This is a genomic window from Micromonospora sp. II, assembly GCF_001709195.1.
GTDB classification, from domain to species: Bacteria; Actinomycetota; Actinomycetes; order Mycobacteriales; family Micromonosporaceae; genus Micromonospora; species Micromonospora chalcea.
The window spans coordinates 51825-71557 of sequence record NZ_LYXF01000017.1 but is presented as its reverse complement, the minus strand read 5'-3'; the positions used below and the strand labels follow the sequence as shown (position 1 = coordinate 71557).

Here is a 19733-nt window from a genome sequence, read left to right as displayed (position 1 = left end):
AGGCGCCGGGAGGGGACCGGGCCGCCGGCCGGCCCACCCGGACGCCACCGGTCAGGCGGCCAGTGACTGCTCGGCGCGTACCGCTGTGGCCTCGGCCCGGGAGATCGGGCCGGCGGGCAGCGCGGCGACCGCGGCCCCGACGGCGACCGCCACCCCGGCGAAGACGAACGCCCAGGACACGCCGCCGGCGTGGTCGATGATCAGGCCGGCGATCGAGCCGCCGGCGGCGCTCGCCGCGACCGACATGGTCACCACCCAGGTGTACGCCTCGTTCAGCATGCCGGCCGGGGCGATCCGCCCGACCAGCGTGTTCTCCAGAGTGAGCGCGGGGGCGATGGCCGCGCCGCCGAGCACCAGCGCGACGCCGAGCGCGGCCGGGCCGGGCATCACCGCGAAGACGGCGAAGCTGGCCGCGACGGTGCCGAGCAGCCAGGCGAACTGGCGGGTCATGTTGGCGGCGGGCTTGCGTACGCCGAACCAGAAACCACCGATGGCGCTGCCGATGCCCCAGACGGCGAGCAGCACGCCGGCCAGGCTTTCCGGGTCGTCGGCGCCGGAGTTCCCGGCGAAGGCCGGGACGATGACGCCGGAGGCGCCGAACGCGATGCCGAGGCTGGCCACGCAGAGCAGCAGCGCGGGGAAGCCGCCGATCCGCAGCGGGCCGAGGCCCCGGGCGTGGTGCTCGCGCGGGTGCGGGCGCCAGCCGCGCATGACCCGGCCGAACGCGACGGCGCCGGTGCCGACCAGGGTGACCACGGCGGCGCCGACGAGCGCGGCGGAGGCGTCGGCGAACAGCACGAACCCGGCCACCAGCAGCGGGCCGATCACGAAGACGACCTCGAAGAGGGTGGTCTCGGCGGCGAGCGCGGTGTTGCGCAGGTGCGCCCGGCCGGTGGCGGGGGCGGTGAGGTCGTTCCAGGCGCCCCGGATCGCTGCGGTGAGCGGCGGGTACGTGGCGCCGGCCAGGCCCGCCGCCAGGTAGATCAGCGGGAGGTTGCCGGTGCCGGAGCGGGTGGCGACGAGCAGCCCGATCAGGGCGAGCGGGTGGGCCAGCGCGGTGGCCACCAGGACGGGGGTGGGGCCGACCCGGTCGGCGATGCGTCCGGCGACCGGGCTGAGCGCGGCGCCGGAGAGCGCGTAGATGCCGCCGGCGACGGCGGCCAGGGAGTAGCGGCCGGTGACCTGCTCGACGACGAGCAGCAGCGCCAGCGGGGTCATGCCGATCCCGAGCCGCCCGATGATGCCGAGGATCAGCAGCATCGGCGCGCCGGGGATCCGCCAGACGCCCTGGTACTGGCGCAGTGCGGCCACGGTCGACCTCCGAGGGAGTAATGGGTGGGAGACGTTTCGACCCTAACGGCGCGGCCTGATCGGGGGAAACGCATTGTGCCCGGACACACCACCGCGCCCGCGTCCTGGGGACGCGGGCGCGGTGCGGGCGTACGGCGGGTCAGCGCTGGAACTGCACCGGCCCGGAGTTGCGGGCCATCTGCTCCAGGCGGGCCACCCGCTGCTCCATCGGCGGGTGGGTGGCGAACATCGCGGCGATGCCGCCGCCCCGCTTGAACGGGTTGTCGATCATCAGGTGCGCGGTGCTGGCGAGCTGGCCCTGCGGCGCGAGCGGGCGCGCCTGCGTACCCATGTGGATCTTGCGGAGGGCACTGGCCAGGGCCAGCGGGTCGCGGCTCAGCTCGGCGCCGGACTGGTCGGCCTGGAACTCCCGGCTCCGGCTGATCGCGAGCTGGATCACCGTGGCGGCGATCGGGCCGAGGATCAGCGTGAGCAGCAGCACGGCCGGGTTCGGGCCGTCCTCGTCGTCGGACGAGCCCAGCGGGATGAACCAGGCGAGGTTCGCCAGCATGGTGATGATGCCGGCCAGGCCGGCCGCCACGCTGGAGATCAGGATGTCCCGGTTGTAGACGTGCGACAGCTCGTGGCCGATCACGCCACGCAGCTCCCGGTAGTCCAGGATCTCCACGATCCCCTGGGTCACGCAGACCGCCGCGTTCTCCGGGTTACGGCCGGTGGCGAACGCGTTGGGCTGCGAGGTCGGGCTCACGTACAGCCGGGGCATCGGCTTGCCGGCGAGCGTCGACAGCTCCCGCACCATCTGGTAAAGCTCGGGGAACTGTGCCTCGCTGACCGGTTGCGCCTTCATCGAGCGCAGTGCGAGCTTGTCGGAGAAGAAGTAGGTGACGCCGTTCATCAGCAACGAGACGACGACGGCGATGACGAGACCGCCGCTACCGCCGAACCAGTAGCCGATCGCGAGGATCAGCGAGGTCAACAGGCCGAGCAGCGCTGCGGTCTTGAGACGGTTGTGATGCACGATCTCTCCTTCGGTGCGCGGGCCCTTGCGGGAGGCCCGCTGACCGGTTCAACACACCGGTACCCGTCAACCATCCGGCTCATGGCTGAAAGTTGGCTGGATGTTGCTGTGCACACGCTGAAGCGATCGCCCACCAGGGCACGAACCGGTCAGCGCGCCGCCACGTCCAGCACCAGCTGCGGTGCGAAACCGATCACCACCGCCGCCACGGTGGCCACGCCGAGCGCCAGCGCCACGGTCCGCGCCGGCCGGACCGCCGCCGCGCCCGTGGGCGTCGCGTAGAGGGACGCGGTGACCCGCAGGTAGTAGGCCAGGCCGATCACCGCGTTCAACGCCACCACCAGCGCCAGCCAGCCCGCGTGCCCGGCCAGCAGCGCGCGTACCACTGTCACCTTGGCGAACAGCCCGGCCAGGCCCGGCGGCAGGCCGGCCAGCCCGATCAGCGCCAGCGCGAACGCGCCGCCCACCCACGGGTGCCGCCGCGCCGCGCCGCGCAGGTCGGCCAGCGTGCCGCCGTCGCCGTCCGCCGGGCGCAACGCCACCACCGCCGCGAACGCGGCAAGCTCCAGCAGCACGAAGAAGATCGCGTACGCGACGGCTGCCGCGTACGCGGCCGTGCGCGCGTCGCCGGTGCGGCCCGCGGCCAGCGCGAGCGCGCCCAGCGGGGCGAGGATGTACCCCGCCTGGGCCACCGACGACCAGGCGAGCAACCGCACGGTACGCCGCTGACGCAGCGCCACCAGGTTACCGACGGTCATGGTCAGCACCGCCAGCGCCGCCAGCACCGGGCCGGTCATGTCTCCCGGCAGCGCGCGCTGCACCACCGCCAGCAGCGCCACCACGCCACCGAGCTTGGAGGCGGTCGACAGGTACGCGGCCACCGGCAGCGGCGCGCCGTCGTACGTGGCGGGGGCCCAGGCGTGGAACGGCACGGCGGCGACCTTGAACGCCAGCCCGGCCACCACGAGCGCCGCCGCGACGCCGGTCAGCGGCAGGTCGGTCAGGTCGGCGCGGTCGGCCAGCGTGGCGCCGAGCCGGTCCAGGTGCAGCGTGCCGGCGACCGCGTAGAGCAGCGCCGCGCCGAGCAGCGTCACAGTGGTGGCGACCACGCTGACCACGAAGAACGTCACCGCCGCCTCGGCGCCCGCGAGGCTGCCCCGGCGCAGGCCGACCAGCACGTACAGCGGGAGCGTCAGCGTCTCCAGCGCCACGATCAGCGTGATCAGGTCACCGGCGGCGCCGAGCACCACGCCGCCGGTCATCGCGCAGGCGAGCAGGAAGCAGTATTCCCCTACCGGGGTGCGCCCGGCGCGCAGCAGCGGGCCGGACAGCGCCAGCACGCCGAGCGTGAGCAGGGCGATCACGGCCCCGACAAGCGCCGCTCGCCCGCCCCACACCCAGGAGCAGTCCGCGCCCACGCAGAACGTGCGCCGCTCACCGGCCGCCCCGACCAGTGCCGCGCCGGCCGCGGTGCCGGCCGCGCCGAGCGCCGCCACCGCCACCGTGACGGCGGGCCGGGCCACCAGCAGGTCGAACAGGAGCACCAGCACGGCCGTGCCGGCGGCCAGGTACGCAGGCAGCATCGCCAGGTTGTCGACAGGCTGCACCAGGCTCATGGGACGACCCCCAGCAGCGCCTCCACCGGGCCGGAGGCGTAGGACAGGACCAGCGCCGGGGCCAGGCCGACCGCGAGCGCGAGCAGCACCAGCGGCGCCCAGGCGGTCAGTTCCGCACCGGTCAGCCCGGGCGCGAGCCCGGCCACCGCCGGGCTGGGCCGCCCGTGCGAAACCCGGCGCAGCAGCCGCAGGAAGTACGCGGCGGTGAGCGCCCCGCCCAGCGCGGCCAGCACGGCGAGGGTCAGCCAGAGCGGGCCGCCCCGCTGCACGGCGGCGACCACGGCGAACGCCTCGCCCCAGAACCCGGCCAGGCCGGGCAGCCCCAGCGAGGCGACGGCCGCGAAGCCGAGCAGCCCGGCCAGCCGGGGCGCGGTCTCCCGCAGCCCGGACAGCTCGGCCAGCGAGCCGGTGTGCGCGCGGTCCTTGACCGCGCCGGCCAGGAAGAACAGCAGGGCGGTGATGACGCCGTGGGCGATGTTGCCGATCAGCGCGGCCTGGAGCCCGGTGGCGGTGAGCGTGGCGATCCCGAGCAGCACGAAGCCCATGTGGCCGACGCTGGAGTACGCGATCAGCCGCTTCAGGTCGTCCTGGGCCAGGCAGACCAGGCCACCGATCAGAATGGCGGCGACGGCGAGCACGCCGAGCACCGGCGCGGCCCAGCGGGCGCCCTCCGGAGCCACCCCCACGGCGACCCGGATCATGCCGTACGTGCCCATCTTGAGCAGCACCCCGGCGAGGATCACGCTGCCGACCGTCGGCGCCTGGGTGTGCGCGTCGGGCAGCCACGAGTGCAGCGGCCAGAGCGGGCTCTTCACCGCGAACGCGAGCGCCAGCAGCGTGAACGCGGCGAGCTGGGTGCCCCGGGACAGCCCGGCGCCGCCGGTGAGCGCGACCAGGTCGGCGGTGCCCGCGGCGGCCACCACCACGTAGACGCCGACCAGCAGCAGCACCGAGCCGAACAGCGTGTAGAGCGCGAACTTGCGGGCCGCCCGCCGCCGGTCCGCGCCGCCCCAGCCGGCGATCACCGCGTACATCGGCAGCAGGACGACCTCGAAGAACAGGAAGAACAGCACCAGGTCGAGGGCGAGGAACGTGCCGAGGATGCCGACCTCGACCACCAGCAGCAGCGCCACGAGCGCCCGCCCGCTGCCGCCGCCGGACGGCACCCGCCACAGCGTGTACGCGCAGCACAGCAGCGTCAGCAGCGCGGTCAGCACCACCAGCGGCCAGGAGATGCCGTCCACGCCCAGGTGGAAGCGCAGGTCGAGCCCGGGCACCCACGGCAGGTCGACCTGGTGCCAGGGCTGCACCGCCGGGCGGGGCCCGTACCCGAACCAGCCGTGGTCACCGCCGACCAGCGGCAGCGTCGCCAGCAGCGTCAACCCGGCGGCGACGGTGCCGACCACCCGGCCGGCCCGGTCACCGGGCACGACCGCGGTGGCCAGCGCGCCGAGCGCCGGGACCGCCACCACCGCGACCAGCAGGACCTGCCCGAACGTCATGAGGTGACTCCGATCAGGGCGACCGCGAGGCCGATCAGCAGCGCGCCCGCCAGCACCCCGGCCGCCGCCCGCGGCAGCGCCGCCCGGTGCAGCGCGGCCAGGCCACCGCCCACCTCGACCGCCGTCCGGCCGCTGCCCTCGACCAGCCCGTCCACGCCCAGTTCGTCACCGGTACGCACGACCCGCGCGAGCGCGCCCACCGGGCGTACGACGACTGTGTGCTGGACGTCGTCGAGCCGGAACGCCCGGGCGAACACCGGCCGCAGCGGACCCAGGAAGCGGGCCGGATCGGCGGCCGGGTCGCGGCGCCAGCCCGCCCAGGCGACGCCCGCGCCGACGAGCAGCAGCAGGAACGGCAGGACCAGGTTCGGCGCGAGGTGCACCAGCTCGACCGCCTCGCCGGTGTCGTCGCCCGGCACGCGCAGCCGGTCGGCGAGCCACGGCGCGAACGCGGCCAGGCCGAGCAACGCGGCCGGGACCGTGAGCAGCAGCACCGGCCAGCGCAGCAGCGCGGGCGGGTCGTGCGGGCGCAGCAGCGGCGTGCGCGTGGTGCCGAGGAACGTGCGCAGCAGCAGCCGGGTCGCGTACCAGGCGGTCACCGCCACGCCGACCAGCCCGGCCAGCCAGACCAGCCAGCCGACCCAGGCCGCGCTCGGCCCGGCGCCGTCGAGCGCGGCCGCCTCGGCGGCGGCGAGCACGCCGTCCTTGCTCCAGAAACCCGCGAGCGGGGGTACGCCGGCGAGCGCGCCCAGGCCGACCACAGTGCACCAGAACGTCACCGGCATGGCGGTACGCAGCCCGCCCATCCGGGACATCAGCGTGGTGCCGACGGCGTGGATCACCGCACCGGCGGCGAGGAACAGCAGCGCCTTGAACGCGGCGTGGGTGAGCAGGTGGAACAGCGCGGCAGCCGGTGCGCCGACCGCCAGCGCGCCGGTCATGTAGCCGATCTGCGACACGGTCGACCAGGCGAGCACGCGCTTGATGTCGTCCTGCGCGGTGGCGGCGAACGCGCCGAGCAGCATCGTGATCGCGGCCATCACGCCCAGCACGGCGAGCGCGGCCGGTGCGCGCTCGAACAGCGGGAACAGGCGGGCCACCGCGTACACCCCGGCGGCGACCATCGTCGCGGCGTGGATCAGCGCGGACACCGGCGTGGGACCGGCCATCGCGTCGGGCAGCCAGGTGTGCAGCGGGAACTGGGCGCTCTTGCCCGCCACCCCGGCGAGCAGCAGCAGGCAGGCGGCGGTGAGCGTACCGGTGCCGTAGTCGTGCGCCAGCACGTCGGCGATCCGGAAGCTGCCCGCGCCCACGCCGAGCAGCGCGATGCCGAGCAGGAAACCGACGTCACCCACGCGGGTGACAAGGAACGCCTTCACCGCCGCGCCGGGCGCCTCGGGCAGCCGCCGGTCGTGGGCGATGAGCAGGTACGAGCAGACGCCCATCACCTCCCAGCCGACCAGCAGCATGATCAGGTCGCCGGACACCACCACGGTGAGCATGGCGGCGGTGAAGAGGCTCAACTGCGCCGCGTACGGCGGGTAGCGGTGGTCGACGTCCACGTCGTCGTGCGGGCCCCGGCGCAGGTAGCCGATCGAGTAGACCTGCACGGCCAGCGCGACAGCGGCCACGGCCGTCGCGACGAGCACCGCCACGCCGTCCAGCCGCAGGCCGAGCGTGACCCGCAGTCCGCCCAGGTCGATCCAGGTGGTGGACGCCTCGACCGGCGCGTCCACGCGGACCAGCAGCGCCAGCGCGGCCAGCAGCGACACCGCCGCACCCGTCACGCCCAGTGCGACCGCCAGCCGCCGGGCCGACGCGCGGTCGTGGCTCGGGGCGGGCGGCAGCAGCAGGCCGAGCAGCCCGGCGACGAGCGGGGCGCCCGGCAGCACCGCCGCGAGCCACAGCGTCGGCGTGCTCACCGGACCGCTCCTTCCGGGCGCTCGGCCGGGGTCACCGCGGGCGCCGGCTCGGCCAGCGGGACGTCGTCGACCGTGACGCTGGCGCGCAGCCGGTAGAGCTGGAGCACGATGGCCAGCCCGACACCGATCTCGGCGGCGGCCAGCACGATCACGAACAGCGCGAACACCTGCCCCGAGTGCGGCAGCGCGGCCTTCACAGTGGTGTCGGCGGTGACCAGCACCAGGTTCACCGCGTTGAGCATCAACTCCACCGCCATCAGCACCAGTACGGCGTTGCGGCGGCGCAGCACGCCGTACACGCCGAGGCCGAACAGCAGCGCGGCGGTGACGTACGGGATGACCGGCCTCACGGGCGCCCGCCCTCGTCGGCGGGCCGGCGGCCGATGTCGGGGCGGGAGAGCACGATCGCGCCGACCAGCGCGGCCAGCAGCAGCACCGACAGCACCTCGAACGGCAGCACCCAGGAGCGGAACACCTGCTCGCCGAGGCGCTCGGCGGTGCCGGCGGCGGGCAGGTCCACCCGGGACCAGCGGAACGCGTCGATCAGCAGCACCGCCAGGCCGAGGCCGCTGCCGCCGCCGACCAGCGCGGCGGCCCAGCCGGGCCGGTCCAGGTCGTCCGACGGGCCGATCGGCGCGCGGGTCAGCATCACCGCGAACAACAGCAGCACCACCACCGCGCCCACATAGATGAGCACCTGCACCCAGGCCACCAGCTCGGCCGTCAGCACCAGGTAGTCGCCCGCGAGCGCGCCCAGGCACACCACCAGCCACAACCCGGCCCGGACCAGGTGGCGGGTCGCGACCACCAGCGCGCCCGCGCCCACCGCCACCGCGCCCAGCGCGAGCAGCAGCACGTCCGCACCGGTCATGAGGCGGTGCCTCCGCCCGGATCGGTGGCGGCGTCGGGGCGTACCCGGGAAGGAGCCGGACGGGCCGACGGACCCGCCGCCTTCCGGGCGGCGGTGGTCTCCTCCTTGGAGGGGTCGCCGAGCGGGTCGTGCGCCGGCGGCGGCGGGACGGTGGCCATCCACTCGCCCAGGTGGTCCTTGTCGTGCAGCAGGTCCTTGATGTCGTACTCGGCGTACTCGAACTCGGGCGACCAGTAGAGCGCGTCGAACGGGCAGACCTCGACGCAGATGCCGCAGTACATGCAGAGCGAGAAGTCGATGTCGAACTTGTCGAGCACGTTGCGCTGGCGAGGGCGGGCGGCGCCGGGCACCGCCACCTCCTCCTTGTGCGAGTCGATGTAGATGCACCAGTCCGGGCACTCGCGCGCGCAGAGCATGCAGACCGTGCAGTTCTCCTCCAGCAGCGCGATCACGCCACGGGAGCGCGGCGGCAGCTCGGGCGCCACATCCGGGTACTGCTGGGTGGTCGAGCGGCGGGTCATCGTCTTCAACGTGACCGCCAGGCCCTTCACCAGACCGCCGCCGGGCACTCCACCGTGCTCGCTCATGCCGCCCATCCTGCCCTGTGACCCGGGCGCGCGCGACCACCACCCGGCGCTTTGGCCCGGGCGTGCGGCCGGATCACGCCTCGCCGGGTGTGAGTGGGGGCAGCATCTCCACGCCGAGCTGCTGGAGCACCTGGAACAGCTCGTTGACGCTCCACACGTCCACGATCCGCCCGTCGTCGTCGAAGCGCAGGAACGTCGCGCCCGAATAGCTGACCACCCGGCCGGTCGGCGGCACCGGACCGAACTGGCCCGCCTGGGTGCCGGCAGCCCGCCAGCGGACCGCCACCCGCGTACCGGCCGCCACCACGTCGACGATCTTGTAGCGCAGGTCGGGGAACGACGCCCGCCGGTCCCGGTGCCACGCCAGCATCGCCGCCGGGCCGGTGCCGCCCAGGCCCGGGCACTCCGCCGCCACCAGCTCGTACGCGCTCTCCTCGCGCCCGGCGTTCCACACGTCGGCGACGAAACGCCGGGCCGCCGTCTCCACATCGGTCACGGCGGGCAGCCTATGCCTCTTTGTGACGCGCTCGACCTGCCGGGAGCCGCCCGAGCGACCATGATGGGAGCGAAAAGCGAACTCGGAGGTAGAGCGTGGGCGGCAGCGACGACGAGGTCCTGGACCGGACCGGCGGCAAGTACGTGGAGCCGGGTGGCGAGTTCACCCGCGACCAGCGCTACATCGCCACCCGGATCACCGCCGACGGGCGGGACGGCTGGCCGGTGGAACCGGGGCGCTACCGGCTGGCGGTCAGCCGGGCCTGCCCCTGGGCCAACCGGCTGATCATCGTCCGGCGCCTGCTCGGGCTGGAGGACGCCATCTCGATGGCAGTGGCCGGGCCGACCCACGACAAGCGGAGCTGGACGTTCGACCTGGACCCGGACGGTAAGGACCCGGTACTCGGCATCGAGCGGCTCGCCGACGCCTACTTCGCCCGCTTCCCCGGCTACGAGCGCGGCATCACCGTCCCGGCGCTCGTCGACGTGCCCAGCGGGCAGGTCGTGACGAACGACTACGCCCAGATGAGCCTGGACCTCACGACCGAGTGGACGGCGCACCACCGTCCCGGCGCGCCGGACCTCTACCCGGAGCCGCTGCGCGCCGAGATCGACGAGGTGAACGCGGTCGTCTTCGCGGACGTCAACAACGGCGTCTACCGGTGCGGCTTCGCCGGCAGCCAGGAGGCGTACGACAAGGCGTACCACCGGCTGTTCGACCGGCTGGACTGGCTGAGCGAACGGCTGGCCGGGCAGCGGTACCTGGTCGGCGACACGATCACCGAGGCGGACGTACGGCTGTTCACCACGCTCGTCCGCTTCGACCCGGTCTACCACGGGCACTTCAAGTGCAACCGGCAGAAGCTCAGCGAGATGCCGGTGCTGTGGGCGTACGCCCGGGACCTGTTCACCACGCCCGGGTTCGGCGACACCATCGACTTCGACCACATCAAGCGGCACTACTACGAGGTCCACCGGGACATCAACCCGACCGGGATCGTGCCGCTCGGCCCCGACCTGAGCAACTGGCTCACCCCGCACGGCCGGGAGGAGCTGGGCGGCCGCCCCTTCGGCGACGGCACCCCACCCCCTCCCCCACCCCCGTCCGAGCAGGTGGACCCCGCCCACACGCCGTTGCGCTGACGCGCTCTCTTCCGCCCCGCCCCGCCCCGCCCTGCCCCGCCCGCCCCTGCCTCGTCGATCTTGCACATTGAGCCCGGAACCTGCGAGCTCTGCCCCTTTCGCCGGGGCAGAAAGTGCAAGATCGCCGGGGAGAGGGCGAAGGGTGGGGAGGGGGGTGGGTTACAGGGCCAGGCGGACTGCGGCGGTCAGGACGAGCTGGGCCAGAGCCAGGGGGACCAGGACCAGCCAGCAGAGGCGCTGGAGCTGGTCCTCGCGCAGCCTCGGGTAGCTCACCCGCAACCAGATGATCACGAAGGCGACGGCGAACACCTTCAGCAGCGTCCACAGCCAGCCGAGCTGCGCGTCGGCGAACGGGCCCTGCCAGCCGCCGAGGAACAGCACAGTCGTCAGCGCCGCGATCACCACGATGCCGACGTACTCGGCGAGCAGGAAGAACGCGAACCGCAGACCGGTGTACTCGGTCATGTAGCCGAAGACCAGCTCGGAGTCGGCCACCGGCATGTCGAACGGCGGGCGGCGGATCTCGGCCAGCCCCGCCACGAAGAAGATCACCATGGCCGGCGCCTGCCAGAGCAGCCACCACGGCTGCCACGCCTCCACGATGCCGGAGAGGCTGAGCGTGCCGGCCGCCATCGCCACCGAAGCGGCGGCCAGCACCAGCGGCAGCTCGTACCCGAGCAACTGGGCCGCGCCGCGCAGCCCACCGAGCAGGCTGTACTTGTTCGCCGACGCCCACGCGGACATGAGCACGGCCAACACGCCGACACCCACCACGGCGAGCACGAAGAACAGGCCGATGTCCAACGGCTGGGCCACCAGGTCACCCGGCCCGAGCGGGATGACGAGCAGCACCAGCAGGTACGGCACCAGCGCCACCGCGGGCGCCAGCCGGAACACCTGCCGGTCCGCGTCGCGCGGGGTGACGTCCTCCTTCTGCACGAACTTGATGCCGTCGGCCACCAGTTGCGCCCAGCCGTGGAAGCCGCCCGCGTACATCGGGCCCAGCCGGCCCTGCATGTGCGCCATCACCTTGTGCTCGGCCTGGCCCACGATCAGCGGCAGCGTGAGGAACGCGACGAGCACGCCCGCCACGCGCAGGACCAGCTCCAACCAGTCCGGCATCAGCTCTCCCCCGCCGCGTCGGGGCCCGGCTGCTGCCGGGGCGGACCGGTCGGCGGTTCCCCGGGCAGCGGCCGCCCGAGCGGACCCGCCTCATCGGCCGCCGGAGCAGCGCCGGACCCCGGCCCGGCCTCCCCGGAAGCAGGCTGCTCCGGAGCATCCCCGGCAGTCGGCCGCGCCGGACGCTCAGCGGCAGCCGGCCGAGCCGGACGCTCGCCCGGCGCAGGCCGTACCGGACGCTCACCAGGAGCGGGCCGCGCCGGACGCTCCCGGGCCGGGCGGGCCGGCGTACCCCCGCGGGGGCCCTCACCGGCGCCCGCCGCACCCGCCGGCGTGGGCGTCGTGCCCCACTCACCCGGCGCGGGCACGCCCGGCGGCCGGACCGGCCGGCGGCCGCCGCCCGCCTCCGACTCGCCCGGCTCCTTCGCGCCGGGCCACGGCTTGGCGACCCGGGAGGCGAGGACGAACTCCTTGCGCAGCGGGTGCCCCTCGAACTCCGGCGGCAGCAGCAGCGGCCGCAGCTCGCCGTGGCCGGCGAAGTCGATGCCGAACATCTCGTGGGTCTCCCGCTCGTGCCAGGCCGCGCCGGGGAACAGGTCGACCACCGAGGCGACGACGGGCGCGTCGCGGGGCACCCGGGTGCGCAGCAGCAGCCCGTGCCGGTGCGCGACCGACCAGAGGTGCAGCACCACGTCGAAGCCGTCGGCCAGCTCGTCCACCGCCGACAGCCAGTCGAGGAAGTCGAGACCCAGCTCGGCGTCGTCACGCGCCGCACGCACCGCGTCCGCCCAGCTCGCCGGGGGTACGTCAACGGTGGCGCGGGCGTACCCCTGACCGCCGGAGACCGACGCGGTGGCCTCCACGGGCGCGAGCAGCTCGACCACCCGCCGGCCGACCTCTTCCGGAGTCATGCGCTGATCCTATGGCCGACGGCTGCGGACCGGGTCGGGCCGCCCGTGCCGGATCGTCGCTTTGCCGGGCGGACGGCGGGAGCGCGCGGGAGGATGAGGGACGTGCGCGCTGTGACTGTGACCCCCGGTGTCCCGGACTCGCTACGGCTGGTCGAGGACTGGCCCGAGCCGGCGCCCGAGGAGGGTGCGATCCTGGTGGAGGCGCTGGCGGTGGGCGTCTGCGGCACCGACCACGAGATCGTCGCCGGCGAGTACGGCGAGGCGCCGCCGGGCCAGGAGCGGCTGGTGCTCGGGCACGAGTCGCTGGGCCGGGTGCTGGAGGATCCGACCGGCACGTTGCAGCCCGGCGACCTGGTGGCGGGCGTGGTCCGCCACCCCGATCCGGTGCCCTGCGCGAACTGCGCGGTGGACGAGTGGGACATGTGCCGCAACGGGCTGTACACCGAGCACGGCATCAAGGGACTGCCCGGTTTCGCCCGGGAACGCTGGCGGCTGCAGCCCAAGTTCGCGGTCGGCCTGGACCCGGCCCTCGCGTCGGTGGGCATGCTGCTGGAGCCGGCCAGCGTGGTGGCGAAGGCGTGGGACCACATCGAGCGGATCGGGCGCCGCGCCGAGTGGACGCCGAAGAGCGTGCTGATCACCGGGGCCGGGCCGATCGGCCTGCTGGCGGCGCTGCTCGGCAGCCAGCGTGAACTGTCGGTGCACGTGCTGGACCGCAACACCACCGGCCCGAAGCCGGACCTGGTCCGGGCGCTGGGCGCCACGTACCACACGTCGTCGGTGACCGAGCTGGACGTGAAACCCGACGTGGTGATCGAGTGCACCGGCGCGCCGACGGTGGTGCTGGACGCCATGTGCAAGGCCGCGCCCACCGGGATCGTCTGCCTGACCGGTGTGTCCAGCGGCGGGCGGACCATCAACTTCGACGCCGGGGCGCTCAACCGGGAGCTGGTGCTGGAGAACAACGTGGTGTTCGGCTCGGTGAACGCCGGCCGGCGGCACTGGGACCTGGCCGCCGAGGCGCTCGCCCAGGCGGACCAGTCCTGGCTGACGTCGCTGATCACCCGCCGCGTACCGGTCTCGAACTACCGGGAGGCGTACGCCCGCACCGGCGAGGACATCAAGGCGGTGCTGGACTTCACGCAGTGAGGCGGGGCGCCGCGGTCGGCGCCCCGCGCCCTCAGATGCCGGGCAGCCGGCCGTTGCGGAACAGGTCCACGAAGAGCTGGTGGTCCTCGCGGGCCCGGATCCCGTACCGGTGCGCGAAGTCGACCAGGTAGTCGACGAACCCATCCGGGTCGGAGTCGACGGCAGCGACGATCGCCTCCTCGGTGGAGTAGTCGACCAGGTCGTGGCTGGACTCGTCGTCGGCCACCGAGTGCATCCGGGCCACCGCGCGGCCCAGGTCGGCGAGCACCCCGGCCAGTTCCTCCGGCTCGTTCACGTCGGCCCAGTCGAGGTCCGCCGCGTACGGGGAGACCTCCGCGACGAGCTGGCCGACGCCGTCCAGCTCGGTGAAGCCCAGCCACGGGTCGGCGTGCGCCTGCAACGCGCGCTGCGACTCGGCGGTGCGGTGCCCCTGGTGCCGGAAGTACGACCGGACGCGCTCGTCGTCGACGTACCGCGCCACGGCCGGCACCTGCGCCTGCTTCATGTAGATGACGACGTCGTTCTCCAGCGCCTGGGTGTGCCCCTCCAGCAGCAGGTTGTACGACGGCAGCCCGGCCGACCCGATGCCGACGCCCTTGCGCAGCACCACGTCCTTGATGCCGGTGGCCACCGGGCGCAGCCGGGCGGCCGAGTCCGGCAGCGTGTGCAGGTAGTCGGCGAACGCGGCGCAGACCTTCTCCCGGGTCGCGTCGTCGATCTCGTGCACGCCGTCGCCGAGGGAGAACCGGCGCTCGTAGTTGTCGACGGTGGTCTGCGCGGCGAGCAGGTCCACCCGGGTGTTCAGCCGCGCCTGCTGGAGCACCCGGCGCAGCACGCCGTCGGCGTTGTCCAGCGTGATCGAGCCGATCGCGTCGTCCCCGCCGGCCGCGATGGCCCGCAGCTCGGCCAGGTACGACCGGGCGAAGCCGGTGACCAGTTCGCCGATCACCCGGTCGGAGAGGGCCTTCGCGTAGCCGATCAGCGCCACGCTCGCCGCGAGGCGCTTCAGGTCCCAGGTGAACGGCCCGACGTACGCCTCGTCGAAGTCGTTGACGTTGAACACGAGCTGCCCGGAGGCGTTCATGTAGGTGCCGAAGTTCTCGGCGTGCAGGTCGCCGTGGATCCACACCCGGCTGGTCCGTCCGTCGAGGAACCGGTCGCTGCCGAAGTCGCCGCGCTGGTCGGCGTAGAACAGCGCCGCGCTGCCCCGGTAGAACGCGAACGGTGACGCGGCCATCTTGCGGAACTTACGGCGGAACGCCGCCGGGTCGATCGCCATGGACGCGCCGAACTCCTCGGTCAGCACGTCGATGATGAATGCGGAGCGCTTCTCCGCGAAGTCGGTCATGAGCCGCAGGCTAGACCGGCGGCGCCACCCGACGGCTCAGCCGAGCGGCGGACGGACCGGCGGCGCGGTCAGCGCCTCGACCGGCCGCGCCACAGCGTCCGCCGGAGAGGCGAGCGCGTCGGGGCGGGCCACGCCGCCGACGCCGGACTGCTCGGCGGCGATCTTCTCCTGGAGGCGCAGGATGCCGTGCAGCAGCGCCTCCGGGCGCGGCGGGCAGCCGGGCACGTACACGTCGACCGGGATGAGCTGGTCGACGCCCTTGGTGACCGAGTAGGAGTCCCAGTACGGGCCGCCGCAGTTGGAGCACGCGCCGAACGAGATCACGTACTTCGGTTCGGGCATCTGGTCGTAGAGCCGCTTGACCGCCGGGGCCATCTTGTCGGTGACGGTGCCGCTGACCACCATCAGGTCGGCCTGCCGGGGGCCGTGGGCGAACGGGATCACGCCGAGCCGCATGAAGTCGTGCCGGCCCATGCTGGTCGCGATGAACTCGATGGCGCAGCAGGCCAGGCCGAAGTTGAACACCCAGAGCGAGTAGCGGCGGCCCCAGTTCAGCACGAACCGGATCGGCTCGCCGAGCACGCCCGGCAGCTGCATCTCCGACCTCCCGCTGTCCGTGAACCCCGAGCAGACAGTCAACCACAGCGGTCCGGTGTCGTACCCACGACAGGGAACCCGGGCAACTGTCCCCGGGGCCGGCGGGTGTCTTCACTGTCGGGCGGACGGAACCACCGCCGCCCACCACGGGGATCACGGAGGACCTGTCATGACCACACGTACGGCACGAGTCGCCACCGCGCTGCTGGCCGGGGCGGCAGCGCTGTTCGCGCTGGCCACGCCCGCCGCCGCCACGAGCGGCACCGCTGCGGCACGGCTGACCGTCGACACCGGGCCGCTGGTGCTGACGCCCACCGACCGGGGGTACGTCGGCACGCTGACCGCGACGATCAGCAACCGGGGCCGGGCCGACGGCGTCGCCGACCTGCGCATCACCGAGCCGGCCGGCGCCTCGTTCATCGGCCTCGACGACGGCACGCCGTGGTTCACCGAGGACCTGGTGGACAACCGCCGGGTCATCGGCAGCTTCGGCGGCCGGGTCGCGGCGGGCGACAGCCGGGCCCTGCGGCTCAACTTCCAGGTCTGGACGACAGCGCGCGCCTACCCGATGATCGCGCCGGGCGGCTCGATCGCGGTGGTGCCGGGCGGCGGCGCCCGGGTCGCGGATCGCGACTCCTTCCCGACCGTGTTCCGGTCCACCTCGGGCAGCGTCCGCGCGCCGCGCGTCTACCGGCAGGCCACCGAGACGGACCTGACCGTAAACGGTCGTGACGTGACGCTGACCCGCCAGGCCGACGGAAGCCTGCTGGGCCGGATGCCGGTGACGGTGCGCTACGGCAACGACGCGCCGTCGTTCCGGCTCGCCGCGCGGGCGGCCCTGCCCGCCGGGGTCGAGGTCTGGAGCACCGATCCGCAGGACCTGCCCAGCTTCCCGGACTCGTTCGACGTCCCGGGCGGCCGGTTCATGCCCGGCGAGGAGCGCACGTTCGACGTCGTCCTGCGGGCACCGGCCGGAACGCCGGCCGGCGTGCTGGGCAACGGCACGTTCACCGTCGAGGCCCGCTACGTGAACGAGCCGGTCGCAGACGTCGACCCGGCGGACAACACCACCACGTTCAGCGTCGGCGCGGCCGGCTGAGACACCGCACGACGCGGCCCGCCCGGAATCCGGGCGGGCCGCGTCCGCGTCACCAGGCCGGGCGCTGGAGCAACCCGACGAACTCGGCGAGCAGCCGCTCCCGCAGCCGGGCCGGCGCGGCGTCGAGCAGCGTGTTGACCACCGCCATCCGCTCCGGCGCACCGGCGTCGGCCGCCAGGCCGAGCCCGCCCGCCAGCCCGGCCACCAGATCGGGGGTGAGCGCCTCCGGGGTGAGGCTGCCGGCCAGCGCCAGCAGCTCCGGCGGCAGCACCACCGGCCCGGCGGCGCGGGCCGCCGCGACCGCCTCGGCCAGCGCCGGGCCGAACTCGGCCACCCGGGGCGCCACCGCCGCGGTCACCGTGAGGTGCACGCTGGCCGGCAGATCGGCGTACGTGAGCTGGGGCTGGGTGTGCCAGCCGCGCGCGGTCAGCTCGTCGACCAGCACGAACAGGTCGAGCCCCGGATCGTCGCTGGTGAAGCAGACGACAGTGGTCTCCGGTTCGGCCATCAGCCGCAGCCCGTCGGTGGCCCGGATCGCGTCGGCGAGCCCGGCGACCGCGTCCCGGGTCGCGGCGGCAAGCCGCAGGTACCCGTCCTCGCCGAGGTGCCGCAGCGTGGCGTACGCGGCGGCGATCGGCCCGCCGGAGCGGGTGGAGGCGATCACCGGGTTGACCATCGTGTACCCGGGCCAGTCCGCGTACGCGAAGAACTGCGGGGCGCGCAGCGCCGGATCGCGGTGCAGCAGCACCGAGACGCCCTTCGGCGCGTACGCGTACTTGTGCAGGTCCACCGAGACCGAGGTGACCCCCGGCACGGCGAAGTCGAACGGCGGCACCGGCGCGCCGAGCCGCCGCAGCCAGGGCAGCGCCCAGCCGCCGAAGCAGGCGTCCACGTGGCAGCGCACCCCGGCGGCCTGCGCGACGGCGGCGATCTCGGTCACCGGGTCGACCACCCCGTGCGCGTACGACGGCGCGGACGCGACCACCAGCACGGTCTCCGGGCGGATCGCGGCGGCCACCGCTGCCACGTCCGGGCGCAGCGTCACCGGGTCGACCGGCACCGTGTCCAGCGCGACCCGCAGGTAGTGCGCCGCCTTGGCGAACGCCGCGTGCGCGCTCGCCGGCGCCACGATCCGCGGCTCGGTCAGGTCGGGGCGGGCGTCCCGGGCCGCCTTGACGGCGAGCAGCAGCGACTCGGTGCCGCCACTGGTGACGCTGCCGACGACATCCGGCGCGCCGGTGCCGGGGCCGCCGCCGAGCAGCCGGGCGGCGGCGCCGACGAGCGCGTTCTCCATCGCCAGCAGCGACGGGAACGCGGTCGGGTCGAGGCCGTTGACGTGGGCGCTCTGCGCGTACGCGGCCTGCGCCAGCTCGTCCAGACCGGCCACGCCGGGGTCGTAGACGTACGCGAACAACCGCCCGCCGTGCGTGGGCCGGTCGGCGTCCCGCAGCGCGCGGATCTCGCCGAGTACGTCCGCCGCGGGCATCCCCTGGGCGGGCAGCGCACCGGCGCCTGCCGTGTCGGTCATCGGGTGGTTCCTCTCGTGGACGGGGTGCTCACGCCCGCGCGGCCGGCGCGGCGTCATCGGCCTCGGGTGCGGCGGCGGTCAGCTGGGCCGGGGTCAGGGTGTAGCCGCGCAGCAGCACCAGCGGGATCGCCACCAGCAGGGCGGGCAGCACGGTGAAGCCGAGCAGCACACCGAGCCGGGCCGTGTCGGACTGGACGGCGGCGGTACCGGTGGACGAGGAGACATAGCCGGAGAGCTGCAGCACCAGCCCGTAGATGCCCGGCCCCAGCGCCAGCCCGAACGTCTCCCCTGCGGTCCACAGCCCGGTGAACACCCCGGCCTGCCGCCGCCCGGTGCGCGCCGTGTCGTACGCGATGCAGTCCGGCAGCATGGCCAGCGCGAACACCTGCTGGCCCGCGTACCCGACGCCGATCACCGCGACCACCGCGTAGGCCGCGGCGGCGGGCAGCGCGGGCGCGGCGACCAGGGTCAGCGCGCCCACCGCGAAGATCAGCGACGCGGCGACCAGCGAGGCCCGCTTGCCGAGCCGGGCACCCGCCCGCGACCACAGCGGCATGACCAGCAGCGCGGGCGCGACGAAGCAGGCGAACAGCAGCGTCGGGCCGCTGTCCGGCTCGCGCAGCACCTGGCCGGCGAAGTACTTCACCCCGGCCAGCACGGTGGCCACCCCGGCGGACTGGATCACGAAGCAGATCAGCAGCACCCGGAACGGCCGGTTGCCGGTGGCGACAGCGAGCTGGGCGCGCAGGCTCGGCTCGCTCTCCCCCACCGTGCCGGTCGGCGCGGACCGGGTGCCCAGGAACACGCCGACGGTGCCGGCGACGATGAGCGCGGCGACGAACAGGCCCATCCACCGGTGACCGGGCACGCCGTCGCCGCCCGCGCTCACCACGGCCGGGGCCACCGCGCCGGAGACCAGGATGGCCAGCGCCAGCACCGCGATCCGCCAGGTCATCAGCCGGGTACGCTCCGCCGGGTCGGCGGTCAGCTCGGCCGGCATGGCCACGTACGGCACCTGGAAGAACGCGAACGCGGTGGCTGTCGCCAGGAACGCCAGCGCCACGTACGCGGCGGCGGCCGGACCGTTCGCGAACGGCGCCGCGAAGATCGACGCGAACAGCACGGCGAGCGCCAGCCCGCCGACCAGCAGGTACGGACGGCGGGCGCCCCAGCGGGAGCGGGTCCGGTCGGAGATCCGCCCGGCGACCGGGTTGACCAGCACGTCCCACGCCTTCGGCAGGAGCACCAGCAGCGCGGCCAGCCCGGCGGCGACGCCGAGCGTGTCGGTGAGGTACGGCAGCAGGAGCAGCCCGGGCACGGTGCCGAACGCGCCGGTGACCAGGGAACCGAGCGCGTATCCGAGGTGCACCCGGCGGGGCAGGCCCGAAGCTGTCATGGAGCCGAATGCTACTCACGTTATGGCTCGCGTCACATCCCCTCCCGGACGCTGCTTGTTCGATGCCGCCAGGCGCTCGCGAGTCGCAACAAGCCGCAGGTCGGCACCGTTACCCTGTAGG

At 74.2% G+C, this 19733-nt stretch carries 18 protein-coding genes; 3 read left to right on the top strand and 15 right to left on the bottom strand.

What is annotated here, in order from left to right; all coding sequences use genetic code 11:
• Positions 1-51: 51 nt before the first annotated feature.
• From A8711_RS31980 to A8711_RS10010, 9 genes are all read right to left on the bottom strand, one after another.
• The gene (locus tag A8711_RS31980; RefSeq protein WP_069088041.1) at positions 52-1311 is read right to left on the bottom strand and encodes an MFS transporter; all 1260 of its coding nucleotides are present in this window, start codon (positions 1309-1311) and stop codon (positions 52-54) included.
• A gap of 139 nt (positions 1312-1450) precedes the next feature.
• Positions 1451-2329 (bottom strand): zinc metalloprotease HtpX, encoded by an 879-nt coding sequence (gene htpX, locus A8711_RS10045; RefSeq protein WP_064446626.1) that lies wholly within the window; start codon positions 2327-2329, stop codon positions 1451-1453.
• A gap of 149 nt (positions 2330-2478) precedes the next feature.
• Entirely contained in the window at positions 2479-3945 is a 1467-nt protein-coding gene (locus tag A8711_RS10040) for an NADH-quinone oxidoreductase subunit N (protein WP_069088040.1), read from the bottom strand.
• On the bottom strand, positions 3942-5447 hold the full coding sequence (locus A8711_RS10035) for a NuoM family protein (RefSeq protein WP_069088039.1): 1506 nt from the start codon (positions 5445-5447) through the stop codon (positions 3942-3944). Before A8711_RS10035 ends, A8711_RS10040 begins: the two co-directional genes overlap by 4 nt.
• Complete coding sequence (locus A8711_RS10030; RefSeq protein WP_069088038.1) at positions 5444-7369, bottom strand: NADH-quinone oxidoreductase subunit L; 1926 nt, start codon at positions 7367-7369, stop codon at positions 5444-5446. The genes A8711_RS10035 and A8711_RS10030 overlap by 4 nt, the downstream gene beginning before the upstream one ends.
• Complete coding sequence (gene nuoK / locus A8711_RS10025) at positions 7366-7719, bottom strand: NADH-quinone oxidoreductase subunit NuoK (protein ID WP_069088037.1); 354 nt, start codon at positions 7717-7719, stop codon at positions 7366-7368. Before nuoK ends, A8711_RS10030 begins: the two co-directional genes overlap by 4 nt.
• The gene (locus tag A8711_RS10020; RefSeq protein ID WP_069088036.1) at positions 7716-8240 is read right to left on the bottom strand and encodes an NADH-quinone oxidoreductase subunit J; all 525 of its coding nucleotides are present in this window, start codon (positions 8238-8240) and stop codon (positions 7716-7718) included. Before A8711_RS10020 ends, nuoK begins: the two co-directional genes overlap by 4 nt.
• Positions 8237-8827, bottom strand: coding sequence for an NADH-quinone oxidoreductase subunit I (locus A8711_RS10015; protein WP_051611348.1), 591 nt, complete (start codon positions 8825-8827; stop codon positions 8237-8239). The genes A8711_RS10020 and A8711_RS10015 overlap by 4 nt, the downstream gene beginning before the upstream one ends.
• 73 nt (positions 8828-8900) lie before the next feature.
• Positions 8901-9323 (bottom strand): ester cyclase, encoded by a 423-nt coding sequence (locus A8711_RS10010; RefSeq protein WP_064446631.1) that lies wholly within the window; start codon positions 9321-9323, stop codon positions 8901-8903.
• 95 nt (positions 9324-9418) lie between these two features.
• Between A8711_RS10010 and A8711_RS10005 the strand changes: the two genes are divergently transcribed.
• Entirely contained in the window at positions 9419-10465 is a 1047-nt protein-coding gene (locus tag A8711_RS10005) for a glutathione S-transferase family protein (protein WP_069088035.1), read from the top strand.
• 159 nt (positions 10466-10624) lie between these two features.
• On the opposite strand, the gene nuoH is transcribed toward A8711_RS10005, so the two are convergent.
• On the bottom strand, positions 10625-11587 hold the full coding sequence (nuoH, locus tag A8711_RS10000) for an NADH-quinone oxidoreductase subunit NuoH (RefSeq protein ID WP_064446633.1): 963 nt from the start codon (positions 11585-11587) through the stop codon (positions 10625-10627).
• Positions 11587-12495, bottom strand: a complete 909-nt coding sequence (locus tag A8711_RS33155; RefSeq protein WP_069088034.1) for an NADH-quinone oxidoreductase subunit C — start codon at positions 12493-12495, stop codon at positions 11587-11589. The genes nuoH and A8711_RS33155 overlap by 1 nt, the downstream gene beginning before the upstream one ends.
• Before the next feature lie 102 nt (positions 12496-12597).
• On the opposite strand from A8711_RS33155, the gene A8711_RS09990 reads away from it, so the two are divergent.
• On the top strand, positions 12598-13644 hold the full coding sequence (locus A8711_RS09990) for a glucose 1-dehydrogenase (RefSeq protein WP_176722782.1): 1047 nt from the start codon (positions 12598-12600) through the stop codon (positions 13642-13644).
• Between the two features lie 31 nt (positions 13645-13675).
• Here the strand turns inward: A8711_RS09990 and A8711_RS09985 are convergent, their stop codons facing one another.
• Positions 13676-14992 carry a DUF2252 domain-containing protein gene (locus A8711_RS09985; RefSeq protein WP_043328199.1) on the bottom strand — a complete coding sequence of 439 codons (1317 nt, stop codon included), beginning with the start codon at positions 14990-14992 and terminating at the stop codon, positions 13676-13678.
• 36 nt (positions 14993-15028) lie between these two features.
• Positions 15029-15589, bottom strand: coding sequence for an NADH-quinone oxidoreductase subunit B (locus tag A8711_RS09980; RefSeq protein WP_043328197.1), 561 nt, complete (start codon positions 15587-15589; stop codon positions 15029-15031).
• 169 nt (positions 15590-15758) lie between these two features.
• On the opposite strand from A8711_RS09980, the gene A8711_RS09975 reads away from it, so the two are divergent.
• A complete protein-coding gene (locus A8711_RS09975; protein ID WP_069088033.1) occupies positions 15759-16688 on the top strand; it encodes a hypothetical protein in 930 nt (309 codons plus the stop codon).
• Positions 16689-16737: 49 nt separating this feature from the next.
• Here A8711_RS09975 and A8711_RS09970 read toward each other — a convergent pair whose 3' ends face one another.
• Together A8711_RS09970 and A8711_RS09965 are read right to left on the bottom strand one after the other, a co-directional pair.
• Positions 16738-18216 carry an aminotransferase class V-fold PLP-dependent enzyme gene (locus A8711_RS09970; RefSeq protein ID WP_069088051.1) on the bottom strand — a complete coding sequence of 493 codons (1479 nt, stop codon included), beginning with the start codon at positions 18214-18216 and terminating at the stop codon, positions 16738-16740.
• A gap of 28 nt (positions 18217-18244) precedes the next feature.
• Positions 18245-19612, bottom strand: a complete 1368-nt coding sequence (locus tag A8711_RS09965) for an MFS transporter (RefSeq protein WP_069088032.1) — start codon at positions 19610-19612, stop codon at positions 18245-18247.
• Between the last annotated feature and the right edge of the window lie 121 nt (positions 19613-19733).

Excerpts from the sequence above, each read along its gene's own strand:
- A8711_RS10040 (WP_069088040.1), bottom strand. The coding sequence starts at position 3,945 with ATGAGCCTGGTGCAGCCTGTCGACAACCTGGCGATGCTGCCTGCGTAC.
- A8711_RS10035 (WP_069088039.1), bottom strand. The coding sequence starts at position 5,447 with ATGACGTTCGGGCAGGTCCTGCTGGTCGCGGTGGTGGCGGTCCCGGCG.
- A8711_RS10020 (WP_069088036.1), bottom strand. The coding sequence starts at position 8,240 with ATGACCGGTGCGGACGTGCTGCTGCTCGCGCTGGGCGCGGTGGCGGTG.
- A8711_RS10015 (WP_051611348.1), bottom strand. The coding sequence starts at position 8,827 with ATGAGCGAGCACGGTGGAGTGCCCGGCGGCGGTCTGGTGAAGGGCCTG.
- nuoH (WP_064446633.1), bottom strand. The coding sequence starts at position 11,587 with ATGCCGGACTGGTTGGAGCTGGTCCTGCGCGTGGCGGGCGTGCTCGTC.
- A8711_RS33155 (WP_069088034.1), bottom strand. The coding sequence starts at position 12,495 with ATGACTCCGGAAGAGGTCGGCCGGCGGGTGGTCGAGCTGCTCGCGCCC.
- A8711_RS09985 (WP_043328199.1), bottom strand. The coding sequence starts at position 14,992 with ATGACCGACTTCGCGGAGAAGCGCTCCGCATTCATCATCGACGTGCTG.
- A8711_RS09980 (WP_043328197.1), bottom strand. The coding sequence starts at position 15,589 with ATGCAGCTGCCGGGCGTGCTCGGCGAGCCGATCCGGTTCGTGCTGAAC.
- A8711_RS09975 (WP_069088033.1), top strand. The coding sequence starts at position 15,759 with ATGACCACACGTACGGCACGAGTCGCCACCGCGCTGCTGGCCGGGGCG.
- A8711_RS09970 (WP_069088051.1), bottom strand. The coding sequence starts at position 18,216 with ATGACCGACACGGCAGGCGCCGGTGCGCTGCCCGCCCAGGGGATGCCC.
- A8711_RS09965 (WP_069088032.1), bottom strand. The coding sequence starts at position 19,612 with ATGACAGCTTCGGGCCTGCCCCGCCGGGTGCACCTCGGATACGCGCTC.